Raw genomic sequence first — 11628 nt, forward strand, 5'->3', positions numbered from 1 at the left:
GCGCCATCGCACTTTACCGATCATAGAGTCCGGGAACACGTTGCATAGGTGAACCGTTAGAGGGCGCTAATGTTCCGATCTGGACTCCTACGCGGGAACCCGCCAAGAGTTGGGGCGCCGTTCATTCACGGCGGGTCGATCTAGCCCCGATTAACCAGAGTAGACATGCACCCTTGCACAAGGAATAACTTTAGGAGATGCTAATCCTTGGCCTTGGGAGGGCTCGGGGATGAAAATAAATACGTTGATGGCACTTGGTGCCATTGCCACGCTATGTGGCTGTCAGACCAGCAATCAATCTGACTACATGCAGATCGGTTACGGACCGAGTTTCGACGTCGCCCATGCTCAGTGCGAGATGCAGAAGGGCTCGGCAGACCAAGGCTATATTGCAATCGGATCGCCCGGCTTTGTGGCGGGTGCTGGAATTGGCAACGCTCTCGGCAACTTGGCTGCCGAAGATCAGTACATGAAGAACTGCCTCATCCTAAGCGGATGGAAACGCGCGCCTCACGGTCAGGGAACCGCCGCTGTGGCAGCGGTCGCTGCTGGTGCAACACCGACACCCTATGGGATAGCTCGCGCGCCGGGCAGCTGGATCAACACGGCATTGCTGGATTGGTCGGATGCGAACAACAAGTGCGTCGCCGGCGACAAGGCTGCGTGTGCGAGCCGCGCAAATCTAGGCGCGAAGTTAAGGGCTGCCGGCATCAACCCGTCACCGGTCTGAGGTCGCCTACGGGCTTCGGGGTCCTCTACCCATATTAGCGCTTGCTTGCATTTCAAGCGAAGCAGGATCATGCTGGTGGGCGCGGTCGTGAGGAGGCCACCTATCAGATGGTTGAAGGGCTAAATCATGGAATCCGTTTGTTACGTCCCCAGTTATTTCCTATCCAACATCGCCCTGGCGTTTATCGTCATGGCACCGTTCGCAGCTACGCGACTGCTGGTGTTGAGGATGCGCGACAGGTCAGTCGGACAGCAGCTCCAGACCGCTTAGGCTTTACCCAAACCACGTCACCGGGGCGCCAACCAAGCTGACCTCTGGCGGCAGCGCGCAAAGGATCGCCGGCGATCGTGGCGAAGCCTGTACTATCTATTTCCGCTGGTAATGGTGCCTCTCGCTGGCTTTCTCACGTTCAACCCAGGCAGGCTCGAAACTGTCGCCGGCTGGGTGAGCGGATCGGGTGGCAGCGCGGGCAGTTGCGACATCAAGGGCTCGATCAACACCGGCGAGCGAATCTACCACGTCCCAGGCCAGGATTTATTGGGAGACGAAGATCAGCCCTCAATGTGGCGAGACGGTGGTTCTGCAGCGAGGCCGAGGCCAGAGCTGCCGGCGGAAGGCAAAACGATAGCGAGGAGAGGAATATGAAGACCGAACATCATCCTGAATGCGGAACACTCACCGAGGCGTATGCACGGCAAGGTGCGACAGTCCGCAATCCTCGGCGCACCTGGTCAATGGTCACCGACGATGGCAAGGCTGTAGTGGTAACACTCTGGACTGACAGATTTTTGGACGTCGAGCAGACCCACTACAGCACCTTTGGACTCTCTGGGCAGGGTTGGATTGATCGGCCGGAGAACCGCCGGCGCATCGAGCACCTTCAGCAAGCCATGTCGAATCGCGGCGGCCTCTTTCGATCGATCATCGTTACGCCGAGCGATGCCATGCATAGCAGTATCGTCGCACGCAAGGTTGGACCCGAAATGCGGGTGACTAAAATCGACGAAGCAACTGGCCGCTTCGAAGCAGAGCGAGCTTAGTCGCCTCGCTGTTGTGGCGACCATGTCCAGCCCCGAGAATGGGGCGGCGCTGGCGAAATAGTGCCTAGTAGGTAGGCAAGTCCCGGACTCCACTCCATCAAAGGGCGTATTTTCGCATAAGGCATGTTCGCAGCCGCCGGGAGGATTCCGGCATGGCCCGGCTGCCGTCGGCTTGCTTTTGTGTTCGTCTCAGCGCCAATGTTGCCTCAGCAACTTTTCCGCGTGAGGGCAGAGAAGAGATGGCGAAGTTCAAAAAGGCTGAAACGGTGCGCCTGAAGTCTGGTGGGCCGCTGATGACCGTTTCCGACCCCAATATTCCAAGCAATGATGGTAGCGTTCTTTTCATCGAATGTACCTGGTTCGAGCGCGGGAAGCGCTTCGACAGCCATTTCGATGAAGATCTTTTGGTATCAGACGAAGGCACTCCTGCAACCGCCTGAATGCCAGCGACCGTCCAGCCACCGCTGGCGCGGCTTGTCCATCCTCCCCCGATGCGATTATATCCCCTCGGCGCGAGCGGCGCGCAGAAAACAGGGGCGGCGCGCGCGGCGCGCACGGTCAGATAGATGCATAAAGATGACGTCTTTGTCGCTGGAGGACAACCAACGGTTACCTACATTGACCGGCAAGAGCTGCATGTCGAAAGAAGCCTTGCTCGAGCTCTCGCCACTCCGAACCAGATCGTTTCTCTTGCCGGTCCTACGAAGACCGGCAAGACTGTTCTCTGCAAGAAGATGCTCGGCGAGCGAGAGTATGTCTGGATAGACGGCGGTCAGATCAAAACCCCTGATGACCTCTGGAACAAGATCACGGCTGAGTTGAACATCCCGTACGAACGAGCTTCAAGCCACGAACTGGCAAAGCAAGTTGAGGGTGGAGTGTCGGTATCGATTGTCAGCGCGGGGGGGTCGCGGCTGTCTTCCCAGACCGCAGAGACCCTGCATCGCGTTGATGGTATGGCAGAAGCACTTCTCATGATGCAGCAACGCCGCGTCATCTTGGTGATTGACGACTTCCACTACATCGACCCTGAATCGCGAAAAGAGGTCGTCAGGAATCTGAAGGGAGCAATTTTCAATGGCCTCAAAGTGCTGCTCCTTTCGGTCGCTCATCGAGTGTTTGACGCGATATCCGCCGAATCCGAACTAACGGGACGATTTATCTCCGTAACGCTCCCGGATTGGAATCCGGGCGAGCTTGAGCAGATCGCAACACTGGGCTTTCGCGAACTAAAGGTTGATTGTCCGGCTGAGATCGTCTCGACCATTGTGGCGGAATGCCAGTCGTCACCATTTCTGATGCAAAAATTTTGCTGGGAAATTTGCTTTGACAACAACGTCGAAAAGCCGTCGCTGTTTGGCCGGACGAAGATTCCAGATGACTACGACCTGAAGTCAATGTTTACCCGAATTGCTCAGGATGCTGGCCTTCCAATCTACCAGAAGCTTGTCGCCGGACCGCAGGCGCGAAAGGAGCGGCTGAAACGCCCCCTCAAGAGCGGTGAGGAAGCCGACATCTACGAAGCGACTCTCCTCGCCATTGCAGAGACCGGGCCGTTGCCATCGATCAGCTATGACGACCTTCGGTCGAAGATGAGTAACCTCCTTACCACCGAGATGATGCCGCAGAAACATGAAATCACGTCAGCCCTGAAGCACCTTGCAAATATATCCCTCAAGGGTGGACTTTCGTCGGCGGTCGATTGGGATGAAGAACGTCGCGAAGTAAGTGTTGCCGACCCTTATCTTCGGTTCTTTCTCCGTTGGCAGGTTCGCGGAACCGCTCCGATGTAAGCTCCAAGGCCAAAAGAAAGAGCAGCCGAGCCGCCTCAGAAGGGGCACGCCAGCGCCAGCACGACGGCGCACGCAATGAGGGCAATCGCCGGCATTCATGCTTTACCCGCTTCGCCATAGGCGGCCTGGATGATCTCGCCGGCCGACATCATCGCCAACACTTCCATGTCGAAGATGCAGCCCACCCATTCGCCTTTCGGTGCGGGGCCAAGGTGTATGCCGGTGACGTGACGCGCCTTGAAGTCGCCGAAGCGCTCCTGGAACGCCTTCTGATTTGCGCGCACCTTGGGGTCGTGTTGATCGCCGGACTGTGGAATCTTGGAAGGATCGAAGTCGGGAAATTCGGTCATGCTTTCCTCCACCGTTCAGCCAAGATGAATTGTTGCAGGCGGTTCACGGGATCGGCCTGCCCGATCAATTCGATGACCTCCTGCGGGCTCGTGCCGTATTTGAGTTCTAACTTCACCGTCTTGCCGGAGAAGCCGCTGGCCGGCCGCCCGCGACATCATTGCCGAACTGGATGATTGCCGCCGACCAGACCTTGATCCACGGGTTCTTGATGGCCGCTGTGTTGCCGCTCAAAAGGTGCAGCAAATCGCGCCTAGAACGCCGGCCGTCACACGAGCGGCTTCGGCGCCGAATTGCAGAATTGCATCCTTGTTCTGAACGATGATGTCTCGAAAACCTTCGGCCCCAGCCAGGACGATCGGCGCGAACAACAGCCCCAACTTGCGCTTGATGCCGAAGATGGCGCCGGCCAGCTCGTCCAGCGTGTCGCCGAGATTGTCGCCAAGCGCCGTGTCCGCCGCTGTGAGGGTCAGCCCGAGCTTGTCCGCTTCCTTGCCGAGGTCGCGAATTCCGTCTCGCCCTTGGTTCAAAAACGGGATCAGGTCGGCGAACGATTTACCGAAGATTTCCATGCCCAACGCCACCTTGACGGGGCCATCCTCCAATCGAGAGAACGCTTCCGCGAGATCCCCGATGATCGCCTCGGTCGGCCGCAACTTGCCGTTGGCGTCTTTGAGTTTAATCCCCAGGCGATCGAATGCGGTCCCGGCTGTTTCGGTCTTTTCGGCCGCCTTCTCGGTCGCGGCGCCGAACCTGGTCACGGTTACGCCAGACGCATCGAAGGTACCTCCTGCTTTCGATGTCTGCGCTGCCGCTTCCGCGATCGATTTGTTTAATTTCGACATCGATGAGACGAACTGGTCCTGCGAGACGTTGGCCTGTTTCGCCGCAAACTCCAGCCGGCCATAAGCATCGATCTGGAGCCCGGTTTTCTGAGCATTTTTGCCGGCCTCGTCGGCTGATTCCGCAGACGACTTGGCAAGACTGAAGACGGCTGCACCAGCGCCACCCGCAGCAGCAGCAAGTCCCGTGCCCAGCAAGGCGGTGTTCTTAACGAATGCCGCGAGGTCTGTACGAGCCTTGCCAAGAGACGCAGAGAACTTTTCAAAATTCGCCCGGTCCACCGCCGCCATTTGCTTGAAAGCGCGTTCGCCGGCACTACCCAGTGCCTGCAATTGGCTTTTGATCGCCTCGCCGCCATCCAACGAAATTCTTTGAACAATCGTGTTTTTGGCCATGATCAGACACCCCTTGCCCCGTTGCGGCGGGCATAGATGTGTGCCGCCATCCTGCCGAAGCTGGCATTAGTCTTTGCGATCGCCTTTTCCCATGTGTCTGATTTTGGCACCTTGCCGATTTCGGCCTCGATCGCAGCGAGTTCAGGCTTCAGTTGTTCGATCGTTGGCGCCGGCTTCCCAACCGCCAAATTGCCAAAGAAGCGAGGCCCGGCAAGCGCGGCATCCTGTTCTTTTATCGACTCGCGGCGCGCGGCTTCGACCACGGCAGGGAAGCGGTCACGAAGGGTCAGAACGTTGTCCTGCTGATCCTTCGTAAGGTCCGTGAAGCACCCCTGGACCATGCTTGTGGCGCGGAAGAATGCGGCGAAGTCGCTCTCGCCCGTGAAGGCGGAGGCGTCGGCCCGGTCGATGGCGCGGGTCCAGTGGGCAGGGAAAGTGGTGGTCACGTGAATTCCTTCAGGAGTTTGAGTTTTGCGGCGCTGGCCGAGTCGCCCGACTTGCGGGCAATGAATGAGGTTGAGCATAGCCAGTCGATGAGCCAGGGTGCCCGGAGCGTGAAGCCGGCTCCCGTCTCGAAATCGCCGCGCTTGACGTAGGGGAGACCGGCACGCAGCCAGGTCAGCACCGAGGATGCAGGGTGCCCGATGATAACGGCCATATCCTGGATGCTTAGGTCTGGGGGTTCGCCCGAGTAAATTTCGCGCCAGCCGGCCAGCCTGTCGAGCATCGTGCCGAGCGGGCCGTCGGTGGGATCGAATGGCTTCGGCGGTTCGGCCTTCAATGCCTTGAGCGCTGTTTGGAGATACCAGCCGCGATGGGGACCGCCCTTCACAATGCCGTCGGGAACAACCCTATCCAATGCGCTGGCAACCGTGCGGCGGTCGCGGCCAAGCTCCACGGCAAGCGCCGAGATGGAATAAATCTGCTTGGTCATGCCCATGATGTACGGCCCCCTGTGGTGGAACACGTCCGAAGCCTGTGGCTAGGGGAACGATGTGCTACGCCGCCCCGCATACGGTTTATGGGCTGGGAAGTACCTTGGCCTGGTGGGAGCGGGTCGGACGATGCACCCGCAATCATCCGACCCTTGCCGCCAGTCTGCCGATCTTCGCCGGCACAGTGGCAACCTGAATTGAGCGGGCCGGATGAAACCGCTGTTGAACATCCGACCCTATGCCCATGCGGACTGACAGGAACGCATTGGCAATCTGGGGTGCAGGCAGGGCAGCGGAACCAAACGCCGTCCTGCCTGCTGTGCTCACGCGCTATGACGAGGAACGCGCAAGCAATTTTTAGAACCGGGCAGCTTCCGCCGTCCGGCCTGATGGTGTGATACCCAAAGGACATGCCCATCGTCGTGCTTACTCGGCCGCTTCTGCCATGGCAGGGTCGGCGCTTGTGGTCTCGTGATATTCGATGCGGATCTCGCTATCGTTCACCGCTGGTGCGGGGCGCATTGAGGCGATCTTGTCCAGATTGGCTCGCACTGAACCCAGATCCGAATAAGGCAGTGCTTGCCAGAATGGCACGTCCCCTATCTTCAGCCCCGGCATCTTGATGGTGAGGATGCTGTCGGGCCTCTCGGTCTGCGATGCCGGCACATAGGAGCGCTGGATTAGCGAGCGGCGGATGATCACGGAATAACCACCGCTGCTGCCGCTTGAGATCGACGCCCGGTCCACGCCTGGAAATCTGGCATCAAGTTCTTGCTGCTGTTCCGGCGGAAGCACTCGGATATCTGGGGTGTCAAAGCACCACAGGCGGACGCTTACGGCCGATCTCGGGATATTCCTTCGATAGCGCCTTGGCCGCTGCATCAGCCTGGGCCTTGGCGGCGGCATGAAGCGCCAAACGCTCGTTTTGGGAAGCAGACACTTTGGCGGCTTCAAGCCGGCGCTCAATCTCGTCTTTGGCCGCGAATAGGCGCTCGATGTCGCGGTTTGCAGTAGCGATGCGGTCTTCCACGTCGGAGAGCTGTTTGTCGCTTCCGTCTAGCAAGATGCGCCTGCGTTCTGCCTCCAGTGCTTCAGCCGCTGCTTCGGCGCCTTCGATGTCAATCTGCCCCAAGGCGGCCGTTAGATCCCCGACCGTATTTGCTTGGCGGCGCACCAAATTCAAGAAGGCTTTGAAGTCCATTTGTGAGGCTCCGGTTTCCGATGCACCGAATATACGATAAGCGGCGCAGCCAGTCATTTTGGGAAAACTGCAAACCTGCATCGGAAACTGCAAAACATGAACAGACCTGTTCACGGATGATTGGAGACATATTCGAAAAACTCCGCCTTCTTGGTTTCGTATCTTCCACCAAACCTTGTCCCGATACGTCCGCCTTTGCACCACCTTGTGATCGTGCATTCAGACCTCCTTGCCAGATGGCCAGCTTGTTTCGGTGTCAGGATATCTGGCTGAAGAAGCCACTCGGCAGGGAATTGCGGCTCGAAATGGGGCGCAGGTTCCGGCTGCCGACAGGCTCCGGAAGAGCCGTGGCAGATATAGCGACGTAGGTCCGCCAGCGCGGCTTCTGCAGCTGCGACATAGGCTTCCAGTTGCGGATCGAGCGGTGTCATACACTCCTCCCCATCGCAAGCAGGGAACGAGGAACCAAAGCAGAATATGAGGGTTTCCTAATGGAAGGGATTCCAACGGACGCGAAACAATGCTTGAACTTTTCGATCTGGAGCTTGCCAAGGCCAGGCTGAGCGTGAGCCAAGCTGAATCCGAGCTCAAACGTGTCGAGCGGATGCAGGACAAGCGCTACGGCGTGGGCATCGACCTTACCCTCTGTGACACGATACGAGGCGCGCACAGACGTGTCTGTGAAGCCAGAGAGCACCTGACGAAGATCAAGACCGGCAACATGGGCTGAGGTGGTGCTATGATCTACAATTCCGAATTTCACACTCCGACAATGCCCGACACAGATCGGGCAAAGAGGATATCGGCGCTTCGCCGACAGTTGGCGGAGCAAGCCGCACACACGGATGCATCGGCTCGGCTGGTCGAGAAAGCGGTTGCCAGGATGGCTGAGGCAAGCGGCTCTGGAGGCTTCGGACGGCGGCACATTCGCCGCTGGCTGGCATTTGGCAGCTGACCAACTCGGGGGCCGAGCCGGCGGTCGGGAAATTCCTTTGCGAACGTCCTGAAGAAGCGTAGCTTCACAGTGCAGGAGGGCGTCTGGGAGGAGCCCTTTATGTTCGAGGTGCGGAGCTTTGTCGCCAAGCTGGTGAAACGCGAGCGCGTAGCTGCTAAGCAGCACGTAAACTCGCCGATGGTGAAAACACTCGCCAATCGGCCGGTTCACATCAAACCCCGGCCCGCCAGGAACAGACCGGCTCCGCCTCAGCATCACGCAGCCAGCAACATGTAGGCTCGTCGGGGCCGCCGTCGCAGACAAGCTTTTGAGGGAGGACGAACGTGGCTGCCGAATACCAAGGAAACGATCTGACAGTCGTCTCGAAAGACCCGCTTGTTGGCAGCGTGGAACTTATTGGCGACGACGAGGTGATCGAGTTGCAGCTCGATTCCGAAACGGCGGAAGATATTATTTCGGCGTTGATACAGTTCTTCCAATTAGGCCAGCGAGTTTCCTGACGCGAGCCGACGTTCGATCCTGGCTCCCTCTTTCTCCAAAGCCCTCTTGCGGCGCTGATGGCGGGTTGGGCCTTTGCGATTTGAGCCAGTCTCAGGTCTCGGTCTAAGGTCTCGGTCTTGGTCTTGGTGTGTGCACACCCTGTCACAGGGTGTAAAACTACCCCTACAGAGGGTGTGCACAGGGTCACTACAGGGTGTCTACAGGGTCTCATTGGCCACCCCGCATCAATCGAGTGCCCATCAGACGCGAAGTGGTTCCGATGGTCTCAGCCACCGATCTGGACATTCCAGCGGCCTTTGCGGCCTTGTCCGCTGCCTTCTGTGCTTCCCGTTCGATACGAGCCGCGTTGACCTCATCGAAGCCCGCGACGGCCTTCTCTCGCAACCGGTCGCTCTCGATTGCCTGGAGGCGGCGCCGTGTGCCTATGGCGTGGTCATCGTTGGTCGGCGGGTTATGCTTGAACCAGCGTTCTATGAGGATCACGTCGCGGTCGCGGTCGATCAACTCAACCTCGACCAGCTCGCGAAGTGCGCTCTCATACGCCGCATCAGTCCAGCCGAGATCCGCGCAAGCGTACCCAGGCGGGAGGTCGTAGACCCCGGCACTCGTCACATGGGCATTGGTGAGGAGATAGAGAAATCCCACCTTCGCCTCGTCCGGCAAGCTGATAAACCGCCGGGAGCGCCAGACGGCCGGCGCTACCTTGGTGAAGCTGCGGGCGCTCATTCGGCTGCCTCGCACCGAAGGCGCCGATGCTCTGCCTGATGGTCACGCCGGCAAAGCCAATCCACATCCATCGGCCGGTCATAGTCCGGATGATGTGCTTCGGCATCGAGATTGCCGCAGACCCTGCACGGCTCCTGAATGACCAGCCCCCGCTTCAAGGCACTCCGCAAGGACTGTTGAGCCCAGACTTTTTTCGGGTTGGCGCGCTTCCACCTCTCTTGCGGCGTAATGCGGTCGGCGTTAGACTTACGCGTCAACCTTCCTTTGCCGCCGTTCCCGACTGCAATCGGGGCGGCGGCCTCGTTTTCAAGAGGCGTCTGCATTGCTGATGCCTCCCTTCACGATCTTGAACAACGTCAACGCTTCGTCCGGTGTCAGTTTGAAGCGCTGCGCCAGCATCTCCCGCGTGGTCCAATGGGTCCGGCCTTCGCCAGCATAGGCGATGAACCAAGAGGCCTTTTCGATCATGTCATCGATGAAGGTCATCAATGCGCCCTCGCCAAACGAAGGGCGTTGGCGAGGCGAATGGCCTCGATTGCCTGGGGTGCCGTGATGCCGAAGCGGCTGCGCAACTCAGGAACGGTTGCCGCGCCGGTCTTGCCGCCACCGGCGAGCCATTCGGCTGCGTGCTGGACTTGCTGGTCGGGATTGAGATCGAACTGCATTATGCGGCCTCCGCCTTGGCCGCGCCAAGTTCGCAGGCTTTGCGCCAATCCGCCGCCGCTTCCCTAGAGATCAGGACGCGGGCACCCACCTTCATGGTGCGCGGTGCATGACCATCGTTGACGAGATTGTAGAACGTCGCGCGGCTGATCCTATGAGCGGCGCAAAACTCGGGAATGCTGTAAGCTTCGAAAGAGTAGTCCATTTGGGTTTCCCTGTGTTGTTACAGGCCCAAGGTGGACGACGCTTTCCACTGTCGCTAATTGTCGATGGTGGTAGATAGTTTCACTTAAACTCCGACAATTCCCGACGAGCGCGGCGGCAAGTATCGCGGGAAGCTTTAAACTGCGCGACCATGGCTTCCTCGGTCATGGTGTCGAGAATGGCCCGGTCGAAATCGGCCATCGCCGCCTTCACACTGAGAAGTTTTTGCGGTGCAGGCCCTCGCCGCCGCGCCATCGGCGAATCGGCAACGGTTGCCGATTTGGTCGGCAATGCTGGTTGCTTGGAACTGGCGCGATCAATGTCGGTGCGGACCTGATCATCGGCCGCAACAACCGCCTGTTTGGACACGCTCCAGTACTCGACCCATGCATCGAGATCGGCCTTTCGAACTTGAACGTCGGTGCCGATTTGTACCGCCAGGAGATCCTTGTCTACTGCCGGATGAGCTTGGGCCATAGATGGCGGATCGAACGTGAGATGGCCACGATCATCGTAACGTGGATGCCCGTGCGGATTAGTTTCCTCGCCGCGTCGGGGATCGATGGTTACACCATCAGATGACCACTCGAACACCGCTTGCTCATGAAGCGATGACGGCAAATCGACATTGGCGGCGGCGCCTAACGTTCCGGCTTGCACAGCTACGGTTCCCGATCGCCAGCATGACAGAAACATATCCCGCGCAAACTTTGACCGATCGGCCGAGCGAGCGGCCCGAGCATATGGCAAGAGGCGTTCGGATTTTTCCGATGCCGGAATGAGTGTCGTTTCCAACATGGCGACCGCAAATTTGAGGGGGACCCATTCAACGGTCATCGCTTAAAGCCCTCCCATCGAGACGACGTTTGTATTCTGCACGGTGCCGAACCGTGGCGCCCCTGCCCTCACCGCATCGGCCACATAGGACGGCGCCAGATGACCGTAGTGCTTTTCCACCATCCTCGTATCAGTGTGCCCCAGGTTCTTTGCCACCACCAAAAGCGGCATTCCATTCATGACGGAAAGGCTTGCCCAAGTGTGCCGAAGACCATGGAAACCGATCGCCGGAACGATCTTGGCGTTCTTGCAAGCTTCGTTCATCGGCCGGAACTGATGCGATTTCTCCCATAGCCGCGCGCCCCAATGCGCCCCGTATTCAGGATTGAGTTCCTGATCTCTGCGGATCGGAGCAAACCAGCGATTAAGTTCAACAAAATCCGTGGACATCTGGTCGTCACCCAACAGTTCGGTGGGCTATTTTAGCCAAATCACCGGCTCCCTCATGCAGCTTCTA

Annotated in this window: 20 protein-coding genes and 1 pseudogene; 7 read left to right on the forward strand and 14 right to left on the reverse strand. The window is 58.6% G+C overall.

Annotation, left to right across the window (positions count from 1 at the left end; translation table 11 throughout):
- Positions 1 to 229 precede the first annotated feature (229 nt).
- From LB516_RS23960 to LB516_RS23980, 5 genes and pseudogenes are all read left to right on the forward strand, one after another.
- A complete protein-coding gene (locus tag LB516_RS23960) occupies positions 230 to 730 on the forward strand; it encodes a hypothetical protein (RefSeq protein WP_224720464.1) in 501 nt (166 codons plus the stop codon).
- 294 nt (positions 731 to 1024) lie between these two features.
- Positions 1025 to 1359: pseudogene (locus LB516_RS23965) on the forward strand (hypothetical protein); the annotation flags it as partial.
- A gap of 12 nt (positions 1360 to 1371) precedes the next feature.
- Complete coding sequence (locus LB516_RS23970; RefSeq protein ID WP_224720492.1) at positions 1372 to 1770, forward strand: hypothetical protein; 399 nt, start codon at positions 1372 to 1374, stop codon at positions 1768 to 1770.
- Between the two features lie 152 nt (positions 1771 to 1922).
- The gene (locus LB516_RS23975; RefSeq protein WP_224720465.1) at positions 1923 to 2210 is read left to right on the forward strand and encodes a YodC family protein; all 288 of its coding nucleotides are present in this window, start codon (positions 1923 to 1925) and stop codon (positions 2208 to 2210) included.
- A gap of 126 nt (positions 2211 to 2336) precedes the next feature.
- Positions 2337 to 3563: an AAA family ATPase gene (locus tag LB516_RS23980; RefSeq protein ID WP_224720466.1), complete on the forward strand. Its 1227-nt coding sequence runs from the start codon at positions 2337 to 2339 to the stop codon at positions 3561 to 3563.
- A 95-nt stretch (positions 3564 to 3658) separates the two neighbouring features.
- On the opposite strand, the gene LB516_RS23985 is transcribed toward LB516_RS23980, so the two are convergent.
- The 7 genes from LB516_RS23985 to LB516_RS24015 form a co-directional block, all read right to left on the reverse strand.
- Positions 3659 to 3913, reverse strand: coding sequence for a hypothetical protein (locus LB516_RS23985; RefSeq protein ID WP_224720467.1), 255 nt, complete (start codon positions 3911 to 3913; stop codon positions 3659 to 3661).
- A 228-nt stretch (positions 3914 to 4141) separates the two neighbouring features.
- On the reverse strand, positions 4142 to 5149 hold the full coding sequence (locus LB516_RS23990; protein WP_224720468.1) for a phage tail tape measure protein: 1008 nt from the start codon (positions 5147 to 5149) through the stop codon (positions 4142 to 4144).
- 2 nt (positions 5150 to 5151) lie between these two features.
- Positions 5152 to 5595, reverse strand: coding sequence for a hypothetical protein (locus LB516_RS23995; protein ID WP_224720469.1), 444 nt, complete (start codon positions 5593 to 5595; stop codon positions 5152 to 5154).
- Positions 5592 to 6083 (reverse strand): hypothetical protein, encoded by a 492-nt coding sequence (locus LB516_RS24000; protein ID WP_224720470.1) that lies wholly within the window; start codon positions 6081 to 6083, stop codon positions 5592 to 5594. The genes LB516_RS23995 and LB516_RS24000 overlap by 4 nt, the downstream gene beginning before the upstream one ends.
- A 427-nt stretch (positions 6084 to 6510) precedes the next feature.
- Positions 6511 to 6879: a hypothetical protein gene (locus LB516_RS24005; protein WP_224720471.1), complete on the reverse strand. Its 369-nt coding sequence runs from the start codon at positions 6877 to 6879 to the stop codon at positions 6511 to 6513.
- 16 nt (positions 6880 to 6895) lie between these two features.
- On the reverse strand, positions 6896 to 7285 hold the full coding sequence (locus LB516_RS24010; RefSeq protein WP_224720472.1) for a hypothetical protein: 390 nt from the start codon (positions 7283 to 7285) through the stop codon (positions 6896 to 6898).
- Positions 7286 to 7395: 110 nt separating this feature from the next.
- Positions 7396 to 7716: a hypothetical protein gene (locus LB516_RS24015; RefSeq protein ID WP_224720473.1), complete on the reverse strand. Its 321-nt coding sequence runs from the start codon at positions 7714 to 7716 to the stop codon at positions 7396 to 7398.
- Between the two features lie 89 nt (positions 7717 to 7805).
- Here LB516_RS24015 and LB516_RS24020 point away from each other — a divergent pair, with 89 nt between their 5' ends.
- A complete protein-coding gene (locus LB516_RS24020; RefSeq protein WP_224598841.1) occupies positions 7806 to 8015 on the forward strand; it encodes a hypothetical protein in 210 nt (69 codons plus the stop codon).
- A 548-nt stretch (positions 8016 to 8563) separates the two neighbouring features.
- On the forward strand, positions 8564 to 8740 hold the full coding sequence (locus LB516_RS24025) for a hypothetical protein (RefSeq protein ID WP_181177916.1): 177 nt from the start codon (positions 8564 to 8566) through the stop codon (positions 8738 to 8740).
- A 208-nt stretch (positions 8741 to 8948) separates the two neighbouring features.
- Here LB516_RS24025 and LB516_RS24030 read toward each other — a convergent pair whose 3' ends face one another.
- From LB516_RS24030 to LB516_RS24060, 7 genes are all read right to left on the reverse strand, one after another.
- The gene (locus tag LB516_RS24030; RefSeq protein ID WP_140663838.1) at positions 8949 to 9467 is read right to left on the reverse strand and encodes a hypothetical protein; all 519 of its coding nucleotides are present in this window, start codon (positions 9465 to 9467) and stop codon (positions 8949 to 8951) included.
- Positions 9464 to 9790 (reverse strand): hypothetical protein, encoded by a 327-nt coding sequence (locus tag LB516_RS24035; RefSeq protein WP_140663841.1) that lies wholly within the window; start codon positions 9788 to 9790, stop codon positions 9464 to 9466. The genes LB516_RS24030 and LB516_RS24035 overlap by 4 nt, the downstream gene beginning before the upstream one ends.
- Positions 9774 to 9953 (reverse strand): hypothetical protein, encoded by a 180-nt coding sequence (locus tag LB516_RS24040; RefSeq protein ID WP_224720474.1) that lies wholly within the window; start codon positions 9951 to 9953, stop codon positions 9774 to 9776. Before LB516_RS24040 ends, LB516_RS24035 begins: the two co-directional genes overlap by 17 nt.
- The gene (locus LB516_RS24045) at positions 9953 to 10132 is read right to left on the reverse strand and encodes a hypothetical protein (RefSeq protein ID WP_140663846.1); all 180 of its coding nucleotides are present in this window, start codon (positions 10130 to 10132) and stop codon (positions 9953 to 9955) included. Before LB516_RS24045 ends, LB516_RS24040 begins: the two co-directional genes overlap by 1 nt.
- Positions 10132 to 10335 carry a helix-turn-helix transcriptional regulator gene (locus LB516_RS24050; RefSeq protein ID WP_140663848.1) on the reverse strand — a complete coding sequence of 68 codons (204 nt, stop codon included), beginning with the start codon at positions 10333 to 10335 and terminating at the stop codon, positions 10132 to 10134. Before LB516_RS24050 ends, LB516_RS24045 begins: the two co-directional genes overlap by 1 nt.
- Before the next feature lie 80 nt (positions 10336 to 10415).
- Positions 10416 to 11171 carry a hypothetical protein gene (locus LB516_RS24055; RefSeq protein WP_224720475.1) on the reverse strand — a complete coding sequence of 252 codons (756 nt, stop codon included), beginning with the start codon at positions 11169 to 11171 and terminating at the stop codon, positions 10416 to 10418.
- Between the two features lie 3 nt (positions 11172 to 11174).
- Entirely contained in the window at positions 11175 to 11561 is a 387-nt protein-coding gene (locus LB516_RS24060) for a tyrosine-type recombinase/integrase (protein WP_224720476.1), read from the reverse strand.
- Positions 11562 to 11628: the final 67 nt, after the last annotated feature.

It is taken from the genome of Mesorhizobium sp. CO1-1-7 (genome assembly GCF_020164885.1).
Taxonomy (GTDB): domain Bacteria; phylum Pseudomonadota; class Alphaproteobacteria; order Rhizobiales; family Rhizobiaceae; genus Mesorhizobium; species Mesorhizobium australicum.